Genomic DNA, 17998 nt, shown 5'->3' with positions numbered 1-17998 from the left:
CATTGCGCCTCCTTTCTGAATATGTATCTTTAACTTATATACTCCAAAAGAAGTACGTATTAAAGGTACAAATTAATTATATACCTAATTAGCACTCTTACTACCAATTTGCTAAAAAAGTTTTAAAAAGCTTTGTATAGCAGATAATATTAACTACACAATCTATAGATTAATTGAAAATACAAAATAAAAACGGTAACCTGTTTTTATATTTCTTAATTAGATGTTTAATAGCATTCTTATTAACCTTGCTTAGGATGTTTCATCGGAATGACATTATTATTCAGAATAATAATTAATATATATCTAACTTTTTCTATCGATTCACCTTTACCGTTGCAGCCTTATTTCATTAAGTTTAAGTTTCAAAAATAAAACCCCACTCCTTAGAGTAGAGTTTAAAGTGTGTTCAATACTTCCTCATGAAATAACATTATTAATTTAACTTGCAATGAGCTTGTATTTATTTATACATACTCAAAAATAATTTTTTAGTAATGAATGAATAATATTTTTCTGAAGTTTCTTTTTTAAGGTCTGCAATTGGTTCATCTCTATAAAGAAATAAATTACTGATAGTTGTCGAAAGAGAAGATAAGCGATTACTCATTATTTGATATCCATAACTTTCATCAGGATTTAATCCACTCTCATTTTTTTCTCCATGAGTTTCTAAATTATTTAGTAATACAAACCCTATTTTTGTTGAATGTAAATAATTATCAAGGAATGGATCCATTATAGTTTTATCAACTAAGTTAGTGTAATTATCATTACGATCAACTTTTCCAATTCAACTATTTGAACGTACAATTCAACCTTTTTTATTGGATGCTTTTTTATCAAATGTATGTAAGTAATGTGTTGCAAGGGGTGTTGTGTTTAAATTTAATATTATTACTGATGTTTGTAAGTCCACCTTTTTATCCATTCAAACAGAAGAAACTTGTGTATTTAACTTAATTCTATTGTTTGTTTCTGTTCAAAAATAGTCGCCCATTTGATCTATATCATATGCACTCAAATCTAAATGCACTATTTTAAATGGTTCTTCCATATGAGCCTTATTAATTTCATCAATAATATAATCGACAAATTTATTACTTAATTGCTTTATTTTTACTTCTACGTTTTCTCCTGTATTAGTTTTATATGAGTTTGTTTTTTCTACTAAAGCCTCTTCTTCAGTTCAATTATCTAAAGAGGCACTTTCCTTGGAAATTACAGCATCGAATTTATCAAACACTTTTCCATAATCCTTTTCTTTTTCTTCTTTTTTACCACATGAAACAACCGCAGCCACTGGCGTTGCTATTGCTAAAGAACTTGCTGCAAGACCTAATAAAACTCTTTTCTTCTTCATAATTACCTCTTTTCATTAATATTTATAATTTTAATCCATTTCTATAACTTTTGAATTAGTTTTTATACATTTTTTCTTGCTATTGGTTATTTATTTGAAAAAAACATTATAAATTATCATCACTCCTAGATTAATTAAAGTGTTAAAATCCTATGGATTCACAAAAACCGCTTTCAAGTGAAATAAAAAAACGGTAACCCGTTTTTATTTTTTTATTGGATACTTAATAGCATTCTTTTTAATCTTACTTAGAATCGCTTCATCAATATCTATATCATTGTTTTGAGCTAGTAATAGAAGGTATATAGCAACGTCAGCTATTTCTTCTGCTAGGTTTTCTTTATCAGTACATTCCGTACCTCATTGATATAGTTCTAAAATCTCTGAAGCTTCTAAAGTGATTGACTTCGCTAAGTTCACAGAAGTATGTGACTTACCTCAGTTTCTATCTTTATTGAACTTATTAAGTTCATTCATTATTTTTTCTTTGTTGTTTAACATAAAGAGATTATACTTTTTTTAATGCATTTATAATGATTAACGCATTTTACTTTTGTGCTTTTACACTTTCATCTTTCACAATCTTTTCAAAAAGTTTCACCAACATTTTTGTTCTTTTCGCAAGGAACTTTTTATATGTATTTTCATTAATGTTGTTTGAGGCAACAAAATTTAGTTCTTCTTTTGTTGGGTAATGGTAATCTTTTAGTTTATCTTTTATTAGATCAAAGAATTCTGACTTTTGCTTTTTCTGTAATTGTCAAATTGTCATCTTACCTTTTGAGCGATTATCAAATTTAGGTAAAAATGTTAGGTTTGATAAAGGTGAAACAGGAAGATTTTCTTTTTTAGTTAGATATGTTTTGGGCGTAATGTGTTCTATATCCATCTTTTTGAGTGTATCTATTCCAGATTTTTGGAATAAGATTGAAAGTATTTGTTTATTTAGGGATGAGACATTTTGGAGTTTGGTTGATTTATTTTCATTTTCCATATACCCCTCAAATAGTGTTACGAAATTTTTGTAATTAACATCTACTTCATAAACCTTATCACTTTGTTGCATCACTGCATTAACTTTAGAATCCCCAGAACCAGATCAATAATTTTTTAATAAGTCAACAAGACACCTTTTTCAAGCGTAGTTTTGGAAATCCCTTTCATCAAAACTATTTTCGTATTTCATTTTCATAACATAACCAATTAAACTGTAAACTTGATATTCAGTAAGAACATATGATTTTTTAGAAGTCAATTTATTTATCGTGATCAACGTTAAATATTTATCAACCATTTCACAAGCTTCTATTATATTTTTAATACTCTTGTCATTTTCTTCTTTTGTTCTTTTTCATAGCGTTGACAACTTTTCAATATCTGAGACATTTTTAAAAACTTCCAAAGATAATAAATTGAATCCAACAGGAGATGTAGAAAATCCTTTTTTACTTTTGAACAAAGAAGGGAATCTATCATTCAGAAATGCTCCAAGACCGTACGCAAAATCAAATGCTGCAGGTTTAAAAGTTTCTTTTTCATATTCTATTTCAATTTCCAATTCCTGATACATATTTTCGTACCTATCTTGTATTTTCTTTAAAACATCTTCCGAACTAAATTTAACTTCATAATCAGGTCAAGACGCTGCTAAAATATCAAACCTTGATAGTTGTGTTCCTGTAGTGTTGATATTTTCAAATATTTTAGGTAAATTTTCTTCTGAACCTTTATAAAGTATTGCTGGAATAATAATTTTTTCAACTTGACCATGTTCATCATTAATTAATTCAATTATTTTCTTCGATAATTCTCTTGCGGTTTTTTTATCTAAACTAAACTCTCCCTCTAAAAACATAAAGATTTCCATAGATAATACATTCATATCATGTATTTCTTTTTCTAAAAATTCATATATTTTTATTATATGTTTCTCATTTTTAAATTCTTTCATTAAAAGTTTATTTAATTTATCAGATTCTTTAATATACTTCATAGGTTCGTTAAAGTAATCTTGTAAAGTGCTAAACCTTTGTAACCCATCAATAATTTGAAATTTTTTGTTTTTGTTTTCATATAAAAGCATAGTTCCAATTGGAAATCCTTCTTGTACTGATTTAATTAATTTAATTCTTTTTGAAGATTTTCACACTAAGTTTCTTTGGTATTTTGGTATTTCAAAATTATTCTTTCCATCTTTTATTTGATCTTTTGTTATTCTAATGTAATCATAATTCATATTGCTCCTTATTTTAAAACATGATCTATGAATTAAACCACAATACTTTGTATTTCACAAGGATCCATGGATCCCTCCTTAAGATTCTTTAAGACTTAAATAACTTACCCAACCATAGTTGGTATATAATAGAACCATGGTTCCCTTTATTAAATGAGCTGGCGGCAAGAGACAACTGCTTCCAGAACTACGAAAATTAATGCCTAAACGTGAAGAAATAGGTACATATTACGAACCCTTCATTGGAGGGGGAGCTTTATTATTTGACTTTAAACCACATAAAGCTGTAATCAATGATATGAATAGGGAATTAATTCATGCATATAAAATGCTTGATAATCACGATAAGTACTTCGGTCTATTAGAACTATTAATACTAATGGAAACTGCACATAGCGAAGATTTTTTTAAAGATGTAAGAAGACTCGATAAAATCATTGATTCTTCAGAACGAGGAATGAAATTTACTGACTTTTCTGAAAGATTAAGAGCGGCAAGGTTCATTTACCTTAATAAAGCTGGTTTTAACGGTATGTACAGAGTTAATTCGCAAGGATTCTACAATGTACCTTCTGGAAAGAAAGTAAGGGTTAAAACATATGAATACCCAAATATTAAATGTGTTTCTAATTACTTGAGCAGAAAAGAAGATGGAAAGAAACTTGTGAAAATTAGAAATACCGATTTTGTTAAAGCTTTACATGATATTCAACCAGGTGATTTCGTTTACTTTGATCCTCCATATGATTATGAAAAAGGTGTCAATGGATTCGATGCATATCAAAAAGGCGGATTTGGAGTTAATGGGCAACTTAGATTAGCTAAACTTTGCAAGAAACTCAATGAGATGGACGTAAAGTTTATGCTTTCAAACCACAACACAGAATTAATAAGAGAATTATATAAAGAATTTGATATCAAGATTGTTAAAGCGAGAAGAAGTATTAATTCAAATGGAAAAGGCAGAGGGAAAGTGGAAGAAGTGATTGTGAGGAATTATGAATAATATAAAAATAAATAAAGGTACTGGTGCGGGTGGAGCAAAAACTAATCTCAATGGTTTAAAATGAGAGGAAAGCACCTACCTTGGGAACGCTTTAAAAACATTGGGTTATAATTTAGAACTTACTGATGAGATCAAAAAAATTAAAAAAGGTAGTACAACAACTTTGTTGGAAATTAGAAAAAATGATGAGCATTTTGGATACTATGGTCAACAAGGTCAACTCTATAAAATGTTACAACTTGTATTTCCAAATAAGATGAACAATGAATTTATAGAAACGGTATTGAGCAAGAAAATAAACCCTGATGGATTTATATACAACTCTAGAACTAACACTTTGCATATTTTTGAAAAGAAGTGGCAACAAGTGCCTGGTTCGGTTGATGAAAAACTACAAACAGCACCTTTTAAAAGAACAATGTTTAAAAAATTATTATCTAACGTTGATACAGAGGTGACATACCAATATATATTGTCAAGTTATTTTAAACAAAAACAATATGAAAATATAAAAGAGTATTATGAATCTTTGGTTAATGAAAAGGAAAAATACGGAGTATGAATTCAAAACCTTAACTTAGACCAATTAAAAATTGAAGACTTTTTAAAATAAAAAAAACACCCTACACACTAGGCATAAGATGAACCATTACTACTGCAGTGATCTCACTGCTTTTTTCTTTTCAATTTTCATAGTTATCAATAGCTTCATTAATCCCTGTAAAAACCTTATTTATTGTTGGGTGAGTCTTTTTCTTTTCTGTCTCCCCTGGTCTTTTACGGCCATTTTTAATGTAATCATAATATTTAGAGTTGGGTCAACCCATTTGATAGACGAAGTCTTCTATTGAAAGTTGTAAGATTTCTCTTATATCTTCAAGCATTTTTGCTTCATCAATTTTTCCATTTGTTTTCATATTTCAATTATCACAACCATAGTTCTAAATGACAACCAACTATGGTTGGTAGTGCATTTTATTTTAAAAATAAAATAACCATGGTTCATTGATCTGGACGCTATATAATGATCTAATTTAATCAGGTATAGGTTAAAAAGGAGAAAAATGACAGTAAATGAAAGAAAACAAGCTTATAAAGAGTTTGAAGAAATTGTAAAATCAAGTTGAAAGTATAATGTTGACAAGACTATTTTTAACAAATCAATTTCAAAGAAGGGTAGTTTTTATAAATATGCTACCAAAGGGTTGAAAGACCAAGGTAAATTTCCAGATGAAATAATGACCAATCCAAAGGAATTATTTAGGTATTATATTGCTTTCTTATTAAATGATAATAAAGAACCAAAATTTAAATGATGAGTTGCGGATAGTGAAGATATTTTAGCTGTTTACTTAAATGAAGATAAAAAAGAATTTGTTATTATGATGAATAACTTCATTGGTTCATCAACAATGCCAAGAAAAGCTCATGACCGTGCATCAGCAATTTATGAAGCTTTTGTTGGTGTTAACCGCGAAGAATTGGTTAGATTAGGAGTTTCCAAGCCGCTCACTTCTTATATATGTGGTGATTTTAAAATGAGTTTTTATCAAGAAAATGTAGATAAGGATATTTCGAATACTTATAGACCTAAAATAGTTTGATTATCAAATAATGATTTTCATGGACAATTAGATAATAATGATGCTTCTATTGATAATGATGAGCATTGAGGTTTACCTTCGTTATTTTCAAAAATTAAGTTTAAAGAATTTCAAAATCAAAAAGAAGATAATGAATTTTTAATAACATCAGATGTAACTGAAACATCAATGAAATATATTGATGTAAAAGGTGGTAAAGGCGATAAAAGTGGTGATCGCATTGTCATTATGCCAGTTAGAGTTTCTGAACTTGTTGATTTCATGTCGGGTGTGCAAGAAAGTCACGGAACTATTGATTCATTATTCACTTTGAATGTTAGAGATAGGAAGAAGAATAAAAACAAAGTTTCAAATTCTATTATTGACTCAATAACTAAGAAACCAAGTAATTTCTTGATGCTTAATAACGGTATAACAGCTATTGTAAATAAAATAGAGATTTTCACAAGAGATAGCCAACCAGAAGTAAGTTTAAAAGATATAAAGATAATCAACGGACAACAAACTGTGAACACCTTATTTAAACATTTTGAAAAAGAATGTGAGGGAGTTATGCCTGATGCCTATGAAAAAGCATGAGTGTTACTGAAAGCGTATATGGTCGGTTCTCGCAAACCGGAAGAACAATACACTATTTACAACGATATTTCAAATGCTTCCAATTCACAAAATGCCATCAAAGCAAAAGATTTATTATCAACAAGAAAGTTCAACTTAATATTGCAAGAAAAACTATTAAAAATCGGTATCAATTATTCATATAGAGATGGTGTATCAGATTTCTCTATGCAATTAAGTCCTTTACCAAAAATAACGCTTAACGAATTAGTTAAAATGCATTACATTTTCTTAACTGGTGAAGCTTGAAAACGTGGTTCAATAGGACAAGTATTTGATTCTTTAGTTGGAATGAAGGTGGCAAGAGAAAATTCTGCACAATTTAAATATACAAATCTCTTCAATTCACAATCACCAACTAATTTAGCTGATCAATTATTAAATATATCAACTTTCCAATTATTCTATAGAAACAAGAAAAAAGAATTAGGACTAGAAATGCAAGGGCTTGACTTACTGATTTATGTAGCATTAGTGATGGACAAGTATGGTAAAAATGGATATACAATAGACCCAGAATCTTTCGCTAAATTCATTGGTTATATTAAACCTCCTGAAGTTGATGCTAACAACCTTTATAAATCTGCGAAATATGTACCTTTTCTAATAGATAGAATTTTTAAAGAATATGGGCTAGACGATACCGAAGAATTCAAGAGAAATCTTGAGTATTTAAATAAATAATTCAATAAAATAACATTTAAATTTAAACACAATAAAAAAAGCACCTTCAACCAAGGTTCTTTTTTTATTCTAAATATGAATTATTCAGTTATAAAACTTCAATGATAATTTAACGAATATTTTCTTGACTGTTAAGAAGTAAGAAATGATTGATAGTAATGATCTTAAAAAGAATATAGCATTAATAGTTTTCAATTCTTTATCTGTAAGTCCAGTTTCTTTTAATAAAGGCATTACCTTTCTTCAAACTGTTACTATCCTAATAAAGTCAGCTATTGAATGAGAAAAAATAACAGAAGCAATAGCTAAACCCATTCAAGTTCAATTAACACCCTTTAATGTTTCAAAGTTTTTAAGCGTCTGAGTGTCCACTACAAGAAATACACCACATAAGACATAACCAACAATAACAGTTATTAGAGGGGCTCAAAATATACCTCACAGCTGTTTCTTTTCGTTTCTTTCGATAACAGTTGTAACATAAGCTTGCTGTGAAGCATCCATTAATGTTCATATAGATTTCTTTGAAGCTGTTCAAGGTCTTAATTTATGTATTTTTTTCTTTTTATAGTAATTTCAGAACTTAACGTATAAATAACTTTCTTTATAGTTAACTTCAACTTCTCTTTTATCAAATATATGTTTTGTTAAAGACTTACCAGTAAAATCTTTCGAATTACCTTTCTTGATTTTTGAATTGTATATTCACATCAAAATAAAGGTAACTGCAATTATTAATGCAAGTACAAGGATTACTTGAGCGATTATTCAAACTACTTTTGCATCATGAGGCATTTGTTTAAGTTCAGTTTCATTCATAGACATCCTTTCCAGCATATTATAAACCAGCAATACTTAAAAACAATACAAACAATAAGAACACGCCAAAACAACAAAATAAAAAACAACCAACCAAGTGGTTGACTGTCTACTTTTTTGTCCGATTAATGTGTGCATTAGGTGAAGGCACTAGAATATTTAATTCACAACGTTGAATGGTGGCAATTTTTAATATTACAGCATTAATATTAAACTTTCAATCGTCGTTCTTTATTATTAAGTTTGATAATTTGATCTCTTACATGCATCCCTTATAATTCCAATGTGTAGTTAATCTCTCCCTAAGTATTATCTTACTAATTCTCTCGATAACATCCCCATAAAAAATCATAGTCGCGATAGGTTCTATGATTTTCATTGATGATGCTGTTGCATTTATTCTATATATTCCTTTTTCTCACCTATTCCACAATATAATTATACCACTTGTGTATATAAGTTCCAAATGTATAGGTCTCGCAAGAGTGTTTTTCTTATAAAAAATAACAAAAAATCTTCTTCAGGAATAATATAGGTTAAATATTTTCTTTTTGAATTAAAACAAAATCCTTACGGCTTTTATAGAATTGTTTTATTTTTACCCATATTTCATAAACTAAGTTGTATAATCCTTTTACAAAAAAAACAAAAGAAAGGTTGGTATTCATGAAAAAGATAACTCGAAAAATATCATTAGGAATCCTAACAACTGCATTAGTTTCAATGCCTTTAATTGCTATTTCTTGTGGTAAGGAACACACACTTGAAAAAGTTAGTGATAAAAGAAAAGAATTTGAGACAGAATTTGAAGAATCAATAAAGAGAAACAAAACAATTCATCTTAAGATTGATGAGAAACAATTCAACGGTAAAGTGAAAACTAATGAAGAATTAATTTGTCATATATTAATACCTGAATACTTTACTAAAAAACATACTTTTGTAAATAGAATAATTAAAAATAAAGATGTCCTACCTAAATTAGTTCAATACAACGAATGATCAAGGGTTAAGAATGAAGAATTTATGAAAGCAAACAATGGATCATCCCCCAAACCTTTCATACTTACTACTCAAAAGAATATTGCACAAGCTGCAAAACTATTGGAAGGTCTTTTCTCAGAATTACTTTCTATTAAAGAAGTAACTATCGAAGGAAATGATAAGAAAATAAAGACTTATAAAATTGAGGATGAAATGATGAAATATGTTCAAGATATACTTTTAAGCACATGAGAAGTATTTAAAATAGTCACTTCAAATGAGGTTGAAAATATGATTAAAGACGTTGATCTTTCAAATGAAGACTCAGTTACAGATTTTTACCATAAATTAATTAAGAAACCATTAATAAAAGAAGTTATGAAAATAATTAAAAAACGTACTTTCCTTTTAATGAAAATACACACTTCCCTAAATAGTATGGTTCACTTATAAAAGTTCACAAAAACCACCTAATGGTAGTTTTTTTTATTTATATATTCTTGTTAATTAAAACTTACTTAATATTAAGGAATATCATGTTATTTTAAAATACTTTTATTTGTTGTTATTCTTTGAGATGGTTATGTATAATTTAACAATAAAATAAGAGATTTAACTCAGTATGTTGGGAGCAAACTATGAAAACAAAAAGAATATCAATGGGGATTTTAGCAGTAACAACAATTGCTTTACCCGTTATCGCAACATCATGTGGTAAAGAGAATGAAATAAGGGTTGAAATAAAAGATAACAGTGTGAAAATTGATAAAACAATTAAACCAAGTAGAGTTGTCACATTAGAAATTAATGAAAAGGCTTACGGTGGAGATATTAAGTCAGATAAACAACTTATACGTAATATATTGATGCCAGCATCACCATTAACAAAGACCGTTAATCTAAAAGATATCATTATCAACAAAAACCAATTACCTAATATTATTCAATACGATGAATGAACATCATTAAAACGTAAAGAATTTGATGGTAAAGTACACATTGAAGAAGTTATCAAATCAATCCAACAAATCTTAGAAGAAGCTACTCATAAATTAGACTTATTATCAGAAGAAATCCTTTCAATTAAAGAAGTTAAAATCAAGTGCAGATCAAAGCAAACTCTTAACTATGTAGTGGAGAAACAAATGTTAACACTTGCAAAGGAAAATCTTTTAGAGACTAAAGAATTATTTAGATATAAAACATCTCACGAAATTAAACAAATAATAGCTGGACTAGATATATCAGATGAATCAGCATTAGAAGAATTTTATAGAGAATTAAATGCAACAAAAGTTTACAAGAAAATACAAAACATTAAAAAGAAAATGCATTTCAACAATTCAAGAACAACCACTTTACTAAATAAACTTATTCACCTGTAAAAAAACACACCTTATGGTGTATTTTTTACTCTTCTTCTGGTGTTGCTGGCAATGCAATTAGTTCATCAATGATTTGATCTACTTCTTCTCATGATTTTGGTGGACAACCAGATGCTCTAATGTGTCCTCCTCCGCCATGTGCGATAGCAATCTTAGATGTATTACATCCTAATGATCTGAATTCAGCAATAATACCTTCTTCAGGATCTTTATCGGCCATCTCTACAAAGATAGCTCATCTGTCATAACCTTCGATGTTAGCCATTTGGTTAACTTTTATTTTAAGGTTTTTACCACCATATTTTTCTGAATCTTCTTTTGTAGCTTTAAGATATGTTAAGTTACCTTTGAATTCCATTTTATTTAAAATGAATTGTGCCATTTCAATATCTTCAGGTGTTCTTCTTTTAAGTTGTTGGTAAAGGAAGTCCATCTTTTCATTTGAAATGTATTTAAGTAATTTAGCAAATGTTAATACTGGGTGAGCATTAGCTCTTGAATATACGAAGTTTCCTGAGTCTGTAAGGATACCAATTCCTAAGTGGAAGGCAATGTTCTCATCAAGTTCTACACCAAGCTCTAATGCTATTTCTACAGCTTGTAGCGATGAAGCGATTCATGATGATTCAATTCAAGTAATATCATAATCATAGTCAGGCGTATTTCTGTGGTGGTCGAAACAAATTTTTGTTTTACCTTTTTTGTATTCTTCATTTCTATCAATTCTATTGATAGCAGAAGTATCACCAATTACAGTTGTTCATGTTTCATCAATTGAATCTCTAATAATTGATTGGTCAAGTTCTAATCAAGGGAATCTATCTTGAACAGCTTCTCTGTTGATTACTCATGCAATTTCTTTCTCTGGAAATACTTGTCTAAGCGCAAGTGCTAGTCCATATGAAGATGAAAGTGAATCTCCATCTGGGTTTATATGGTGGAATAAAGCGATCTTGTCAGATGCTTTAAGTGCTTTTATAATTTCTTGTTTCATAATTCTCCTTATTCAGCAGCAATTAATGCTGTGATGATTTCCTCTACTTCGTTTCAGTCTTTGGCTTGAACACCAGCAGCTCTGATGTGACCTCCACCATTGAACTTCATAGCAACTTTAGAAACGTTACATCCAAGAGATCTTGTTGAACCCTTAATGTACATATTTCCTTCTTTATCAAATACTTCAGTAAATAATGCTCATCTATCGTAACCTTCAATGTTACCCATTCTATTTACTTTTATCTTAATGTCTTTTTCTTCAACACCTAATTTTTCTAAGTCTTCAGTAGTAACTTTTAGATATGTAAGGTTTTCTTTATATTGAACATTGTTTCACATGAATTTTTCAATTTCAATATCTTTTTGAGTTCTTCTTCTCATTGAATTAAATAGGTGGTCAATTTGTGAATCTTCCATGAATCCTAATAAGAATCCATATGATTCCATTGGCATTGGATCTCCAAGTGAGAATGCAAAGTTTCCTGAGTCTGTAAGGATACCAATTGCTAAGTGGAAAGCAATCTCTTTATCGAATTCAACATCAAGAGCTCTAGCAATTTCTACAGCTTGCAATGATGAAGCAATTCATGATGATTCTTTTCAGAAAATATCATATTCCATTGTTGGTTCATTTTGATGGTGGTCAAAACAAATTTTTGTTTTACCTTTTAGGAATTCTTCATTTCTATCAATTCTTCTGTAATCTGATGTATCACCAACTACAGTTGTTCATGTTTCATCAATTGAATCAATAAATACTTCTTCTTTAAAATCAATAAATTCAAATCTTTCGAATAAATCTTTTTTATTGGCAACAACCTTTATCTCTTTCTCAGGGAATTTACTTCTTAGCGCAAGGGCTAAACCATATGAAGATGTAAGTGTATCTCCATCTGGGTTTATGTGGTGGAATAAGGCGATCTTGTCAGATGCTTTAATCCCTTCTATTATTTTGTTTAACATAATGCTCCTTTATTAATACTTAATAAAATTATACCCATTAAAATTAACATTTTTGGAATAACCTTATTTTTCAATCTTTTCAATAGAGTTGATTTCTTCTCTTATACTTTTCTTAAGTTTAAAGTAGGGTTTATCTTTACCTCAATGTAATACTGGTATTTCAAAAATCATCCATATCATTGCACATATATAACCAATAGGAGGAATGAAAAATCATATCGTTATTTTTGGAGTCTTCAATCAAATTTTGAGTTCATCTTTTTCAATATCTAAAGAAGGTCAATGAATGGTCTTAAAAACAATTTTTATATTTTCTTCATTAGTACCAAAAAGTTTAATTAGTCTCTTGAAGAAAAATAAATACTTAAAGCATAATCATATTATTTGCAAAGCATGCACAAATGTTATGGACGATACAATAAACATAATTCATTTCAATTCATTGTAGCTAGGTTTCTTAACGAAAACACAAACAATTATGGGTGTGGCAACAACCAAACACCAGGCTAAAAATATTATTATTGGCATACGTATAATGTGTCAACTAATTTTTCTGTGGAGTTTAATTGCTTGCTCTTGAATACTTGTGGTTTTGTTTGTTTTCATATGCTTTCATTATATTCTCTTGCATACAAACGATCATGTTATATTAACCTAACTATATAAATGCATTATTTTGAATTTTAAAATGGTTTTCTTGGAATGAAATAATCATATATATTGTTAATTAAACGCAAAAAGAAAAAGCGAGTTCCAAATAATGGTTTCGCTTTATATCTTGTTTTTTTATTAATTTGAAGCAAATATAATAAACCACCTCAATTTTAAAAAGGTGAAATTAATTTTATTAATTATTCCACAACACTAGGGAATGCTTCAGAATTTAAATCATTCCCTGTAATTGATCTTAAACTTGTCGAAGTTAACCCAATAAAATAACCACACTCTTTTGAATGTGGTATCGTTTTTATAATATTTTATTTATTAATCCTGAAGTAACACACTCCCTCACCAAGATTTATGTAGTGAAATAAAGTGAACTTGTCAAATGATTTAATTCCTCCTATTATTTGTTTGACATAATTCCCCTTTATTAATAATTAAAATTATACTCACTATTTTTATCGTTGATAAGTTATATAATAAACATAACATACAGAAAATATAAATGAGGGAAACTATGGCAATTAAGAGTGCAACAAGAAAGCGTTTGTGAGCTATTTCACATAATCAATGCTATATTTGCAAGAAAGAAGTTACAGAAATTAAAAATGGAAAGGATTTTGTACATGGAGAAATGGCACACATAATTTCTAAAAAGGAAAACGGCCCTAGATATAAACCAATGGATGATTATGATTCAACAAATAATTTAATGATACTTTGTCAAAAAGATCACAAACTTATAGATGATCAAGTTGAAAACTATAGCGTATCAACATTAATGAACATTAAGAATAAACACGAAAATATAAGTAAAAATATTGGAAAAAATTCAAGTTCTTGAAAGGGTTACACCACAATAAAGGCCACGAAAATTGAAGAAAGAATGCGAGGGTGTTTAGTTTTTAATCCGCAAATAGATGAAGAAATTGATATGAACAAAGTTGCCCGTAAATTTAGTGATTACATGAAAAGCATTATAGAATGAATGGAAGTTGAAGAACATTTGAACTTTGAACAATTAATTGAATTGCAAAATGAAATTAATAAATTGTATGAAAATGATTTAATTTTGATATCGGGTGTTTCAAATAATTTCGTTTCTTTTGATAGTAATTGAATAAAAGAACCAGTAGAGATGAAAATATTTAATTTTTACATAACAAAAAACAAATACAAAAAGCTGTAAGGCTTATTTTTTGTTTGTTAATTCACAGTTACATATATTTCCGTTGGGTTTATACATCAAAACAAAGTGTTATTATCAGACACTTTACTCCCTTATATTATTTTATTCATAATAATATTTATTTAGTGTTTTATACCCATTAAATTCCTTTGATTTAAATAAAGCCTAACTTATCAAACATCTATTTAATTTTAAAATAATGCATACATTGTATAATTAAAAATATGGATCTAAATTCTATCGAAACCTATTATAATCACATGTTACTCAAAGAAAAGGATTTGGTCTTTTTCTATGAATGCAAAAAACTATTGAAACAAATGCCTGATTCGGAAAAAGTAAATTGATATTGAACATTCTCATATTTTTTTCATGATCAATTCAATAAAATAACCAAAAAATTAAGAGAAATTAGGAAGAGTTCTGGTATTGAGCACGATTTCACAAATAAGTCAAAAAGACTGTTAAAAATAAAATCTTTTTATACTATATTGATAGAGGGATTAAAAAATTCAGAGTTGAATTCTTTTTCTATAAATAAAAATATCGATACATGAAAGGGCTGAACATCTTTCATTTCACATAACAAGAAAATGAAGCGCACAATGTTGGAATTTATTCTTTTTCAAATTGGGAAAAGCAGTATTTATTCTTTACTAAAAAAGAAAAATATTGCAGCAAAATTCAATCCTAACTTTTGTAATTTTGAATATGATAAAAATGAGAATAAAATAGAAATGAGAATTGCCGATTTAAATTCAACTCTTTCGCACCCTTCCGAAGGGAAAGAAGAGGCGGACTATTTTAAAAGCGTTTTTGGTTTTGATTGTTATGAAGAAATGGAAAATGCAGAATTCATCGAAAGATTTGTTAGTGAATATTATAAAAGATATAGTGTAATAAGTGATGCTCCCGTATGGATCCCAATAAAACTTTTTGAAAAAATACCCCCTCAATACAAAGAGACATTCGAAAGAATGGTTTATGATATAAAAGAAAATAACTCCAATGCTTTAGGAATAGGTTATAGAACCCCAATAATTAAGAATGGTGACTTTATTTTAACTTGCAGCGTTTTATTAAAGATGTATGTTTCGAATTTATATAATGGTATTTCATTAGCGGACTTCCCAGAATTCATAGAGAATCCAAAAAAGAGTGAAAGGTTTTGTTCGCAAATTTCAAAAAAATACAAATCAAAATACCTTCAAGAAAGTGTTATTAATGAATTAAAAGAAGTCTTTAAGGAATTTGATATCTCCATAGTTCCTGAGTGGGATGAAGAAGAATGGAATATCTTCCCAATTAAAGGTGAATCTTTCGGAGATATAGATACTTTTGTAAAAATTCCTGAGCAAAAAATAATTATAACAATTGAAAATAAATGAATCAAACCACACACAAATAATCCAATAGCTTTTGCTAATGAAAAATCCAAACACAAGAAGCACAATAAAAGGTGAGAAAAAAGATCAAAAAAGATGCATGAATCATTTAGTGAAAGTTACGCGGGTTGAAGATGAATGAACTTATTCATTTCTTCGAAACCAATAATGAACATGAATTCAAGTTATGGAACTTATGTATCTTTTGGACAATTAAAGAAATGAAAAAAATACCCAAACCTAGATGGAGTTTTAAAGTCTGGAGGATTTTTTGTTCAACTTAAGGAAAAAACTAATAAAAAGAAGCCTTAAGGCTCTTTTTTTAGTTATTAATTTGAAGTGAAATGTAACCCCATCTAGATTTATGTGATGGAATAAAATGTTCTTGTCAAACACTTTAATCCCTTCTATTATTTTGTAATTTTAACCAATTTATCTTTAGGATTGATTTCAATGGTTCCCCCATAAGGCATTGTTCTATTTGGCGCTGCATGACCAAAGTTCATATTGAATATTACGGGTTTTGTTATTTTCTCTTTAACAATAGTTAAATACTCTTCAAAGAACGTTTCATCTTTTGGCTTACCGAAGATAATAGCTTTTGCATTATTAATCTCTTTTGAAAGATTATTAATTACTGATGCGAATTCTTCTGGCTTCATTTTGTTTTCAGATGTTTCTAAGAAAATAATAGTATCTTTTCATAGTTCTAAATTTGGGAAAAACGACTTATCTTTTATATGTGCAATGGTATCTAAGTTACCACCCAATAAAGTTCCTTTTACATTATCCTTAAAGTTAAGGAATATGGTTCCATGAATTTATTTATTCATCTTACGTTTAACATAATCAAATGATTCATTAGTTCAATCTAAAAATTCACTTGTTCATTCTTGAGCTTGAATAACCTCTTGTTCTTCATTTGTAAACAAGATGGTTTCTACACTTTCTTTTGTTATCTTATGCATTTCAACATTCTCAGCAAACCCATCTAATACAGAAGGGCCATAATATGTTTGTATACCTAGAGTGTAAAGCAATAGATGTATTGAGGTTGTATCTGAATAACCTAAAACTGGTTTGGGATTGTTTTTAATAACTTCTAAATCTAAATATGGAATTATTGTGTGTGAATCAACCCCACCAATATTTGCTATTATCATTTTAATTTCAGGATCTTTAAATGCCTTCATTAAATCTTCAGCTCTCTTATCAGGATTCTCAGCAATAAATTTAAATCCTTTCATAGAATGTTCTGATCTAACTGGAACCAATCCCATGTCTTTAATTCTTTGTTCACCAATTAGAAACTTGTGTATAAACCTTTCATCACCAGCCATACCTCCAGATAAACTTTGTAACGAAACTTTATCACCTTTCTTAAGTGTTGTTTTAAACATACTTCTACCCCCCCTATTTTTTTAAAATTATATCCTTAATCAGTTAGAAGACATTCATTATAAAAAAATATCACACACCTTATGAATCAACACAAAACATAAGCACATGTCCACGTTAACTTTTAAAATGTAACAATGTTTGAATTTTTGTATAAAAAAACTACCGCCGATTTGGAGGTAGATTTTATTTTTTTATTTATTAATTCTGAAGTGACATACATCTCCATCTTTCATGATGTAGTCTTTTCCTTCTAATCTAGCTTTTCCAGCGTCTTTAGCACCTTGTTCACCTTTATTGTCAACATAGTCCTGGAATGCAATAACTTCGGCTCTAATGAACCCTTTTTCAAAGTCTGTGTGGATTACACCAGCACATGCAGGTGCTGCCATTCCATTTTTGAATGTTCAAGCTCTAACTTCTAATACACCAGCAGTAAAGTATGTAGCAAGGTTTAATAGTGAGTATGTAGCTCTAACAAGTCTATCAAGACCTGATTCTTTAACACCTAGATCATCTAGGAACATTTGTTTATCTTCACCTTCAAGTTGAGATAGTTCATGTTCGATTTGTGCCGAGATACCAATTGCTCCAGCACCTTGTTTCTTAGCTTCTTCTTCTAATGTTTTGAATAATGGAGAATCTTCTGGATTAGCAACGAATGATTCATGTACATTTCCTACATAGATAATTGGTTTAAGAGAT

Annotated in this window: 18 protein-coding genes; 7 read left to right on the top strand and 11 right to left on the bottom strand. The window is 28.8% G+C overall.

Going from position 1 to position 17998, the window contains the following annotated elements:
• Positions 1-463 precede the first annotated feature (463 nt).
• The 3 genes from C4B25_RS02400 to C4B25_RS02390 all read right to left on the bottom strand — a co-directional run bounded on the left by C4B25_RS02400 (position 464) and on the right by C4B25_RS02390 (position 3599).
• Positions 464-1363, bottom strand: coding sequence for a hypothetical protein (locus C4B25_RS02400; protein ID WP_131613471.1), 900 nt, complete (start codon positions 1361-1363; stop codon positions 464-466).
• Between the two features lie 204 nt (positions 1364-1567).
• Entirely contained in the window at positions 1568-1864 is a 297-nt protein-coding gene (locus tag C4B25_RS02395; protein WP_131613470.1) for a nucleotide pyrophosphohydrolase, read from the bottom strand.
• Positions 1865-1910: 46 nt separating this feature from the next.
• A complete protein-coding gene (locus C4B25_RS02390; RefSeq protein WP_131613469.1) occupies positions 1911-3599 on the bottom strand; it encodes a DUF262 domain-containing protein in 1689 nt (562 codons plus the stop codon).
• A gap of 136 nt (positions 3600-3735) precedes the next feature.
• Between C4B25_RS02390 and C4B25_RS02385 the strand changes: the two genes are divergently transcribed.
• Together C4B25_RS02385 and C4B25_RS02380 are read left to right on the top strand one after the other, a co-directional pair.
• Positions 3736-4605 (top strand): DNA adenine methylase, encoded by an 870-nt coding sequence (locus tag C4B25_RS02385; protein ID WP_131613468.1) that lies wholly within the window; start codon positions 3736-3738, stop codon positions 4603-4605.
• Positions 4598-5218, top strand: coding sequence for a PD-(D/E)XK nuclease superfamily protein (locus C4B25_RS02380; RefSeq protein WP_131613467.1), 621 nt, complete (start codon positions 4598-4600; stop codon positions 5216-5218). Before C4B25_RS02385 ends, C4B25_RS02380 begins: the two co-directional genes overlap by 8 nt.
• 10 nt (positions 5219-5228) lie before the next feature.
• On the opposite strand, the gene C4B25_RS02375 is transcribed toward C4B25_RS02380, so the two are convergent.
• A complete protein-coding gene (locus C4B25_RS02375; protein ID WP_131613466.1) occupies positions 5229-5522 on the bottom strand; it encodes a hypothetical protein in 294 nt (97 codons plus the stop codon).
• Positions 5523-5669: 147 nt separating this feature from the next.
• On the opposite strand from C4B25_RS02375, the gene C4B25_RS02370 reads away from it, so the two are divergent.
• The gene (locus C4B25_RS02370; protein WP_131613465.1) at positions 5670-7511 is read left to right on the top strand and encodes an AIPR family protein; all 1842 of its coding nucleotides are present in this window, start codon (positions 5670-5672) and stop codon (positions 7509-7511) included.
• 69 nt (positions 7512-7580) lie between these two features.
• Here C4B25_RS02370 and C4B25_RS02365 read toward each other — a convergent pair whose 3' ends face one another.
• Complete coding sequence (locus C4B25_RS02365; RefSeq protein WP_131613464.1) at positions 7581-8330, bottom strand: hypothetical protein; 750 nt, start codon at positions 8328-8330, stop codon at positions 7581-7583.
• Positions 8331-8996: 666 nt separating this feature from the next.
• On the opposite strand from C4B25_RS02365, the gene C4B25_RS02360 reads away from it, so the two are divergent.
• Both C4B25_RS02360 and C4B25_RS02355 read left to right on the top strand, forming a co-directional pair.
• A complete protein-coding gene (locus tag C4B25_RS02360) occupies positions 8997-9767 on the top strand; it encodes a variable surface lipoprotein (RefSeq protein WP_131613463.1) in 771 nt (256 codons plus the stop codon).
• A 185-nt stretch (positions 9768-9952) separates the two neighbouring features.
• A complete protein-coding gene (locus tag C4B25_RS02355; RefSeq protein WP_131613462.1) occupies positions 9953-10699 on the top strand; it encodes a hypothetical protein in 747 nt (248 codons plus the stop codon).
• Between the two features lie 25 nt (positions 10700-10724).
• Here the strand turns inward: C4B25_RS02355 and C4B25_RS02350 are convergent, their stop codons facing one another.
• The 3 genes from C4B25_RS02350 to C4B25_RS02340 all read right to left on the bottom strand — a co-directional run bounded on the left by C4B25_RS02350 (position 10725) and on the right by C4B25_RS02340 (position 13264).
• A complete protein-coding gene (locus C4B25_RS02350; RefSeq protein ID WP_131613461.1) occupies positions 10725-11693 on the bottom strand; it encodes a DHH family phosphoesterase in 969 nt (322 codons plus the stop codon).
• Positions 11694-11701: 8 nt separating this feature from the next.
• Positions 11702-12658 carry a DHH family phosphoesterase gene (locus tag C4B25_RS02345; RefSeq protein ID WP_131613460.1) on the bottom strand — a complete coding sequence of 319 codons (957 nt, stop codon included), beginning with the start codon at positions 12656-12658 and terminating at the stop codon, positions 11702-11704.
• A 63-nt stretch (positions 12659-12721) separates the two neighbouring features.
• Complete coding sequence (locus C4B25_RS02340) at positions 12722-13264, bottom strand: hypothetical protein (RefSeq protein ID WP_131613459.1); 543 nt, start codon at positions 13262-13264, stop codon at positions 12722-12724.
• Between the two features lie 574 nt (positions 13265-13838).
• On the opposite strand from C4B25_RS02340, the gene C4B25_RS02335 reads away from it, so the two are divergent.
• Complete coding sequence (locus tag C4B25_RS02335; protein WP_131613458.1) at positions 13839-14510, top strand: hypothetical protein; 672 nt, start codon at positions 13839-13841, stop codon at positions 14508-14510.
• Positions 14511-14770: 260 nt separating this feature from the next.
• Positions 14771-16207: a hypothetical protein gene (locus C4B25_RS02330; RefSeq protein ID WP_131613457.1), complete on the top strand. Its 1437-nt coding sequence runs from the start codon at positions 14771-14773 to the stop codon at positions 16205-16207.
• A 98-nt stretch (positions 16208-16305) separates the two neighbouring features.
• Here the strand turns inward: C4B25_RS02330 and C4B25_RS02325 are convergent, their stop codons facing one another.
• From C4B25_RS02325 to C4B25_RS02315, 3 genes are all read right to left on the bottom strand, one after another.
• Complete coding sequence (locus tag C4B25_RS02325; RefSeq protein WP_131613456.1) at positions 16306-16665, bottom strand: S66 peptidase family protein; 360 nt, start codon at positions 16663-16665, stop codon at positions 16306-16308.
• Between the two features lie 51 nt (positions 16666-16716).
• Positions 16717-17295: an LD-carboxypeptidase gene (locus tag C4B25_RS02320; RefSeq protein ID WP_131613455.1), complete on the bottom strand. Its 579-nt coding sequence runs from the start codon at positions 17293-17295 to the stop codon at positions 16717-16719.
• Positions 17296-17487: 192 nt separating this feature from the next.
• Positions 17488-17998, bottom strand: a 511-nt coding sequence (locus tag C4B25_RS02315) for a DUF933 domain-containing protein (protein WP_131613454.1), incomplete at its 5' end; no start/stop codon positions are given.

It is taken from the genome of Mycoplasma todarodis (assembly GCF_004335995.1).
Lineage (GTDB): Bacteria > Bacillota_I > Bacilli_A > Mycoplasmatales > Metamycoplasmataceae > Mycoplasma_K > Mycoplasma_K todarodis.
This window is presented reverse-complemented; position numbering and strand designations above follow the sequence as displayed.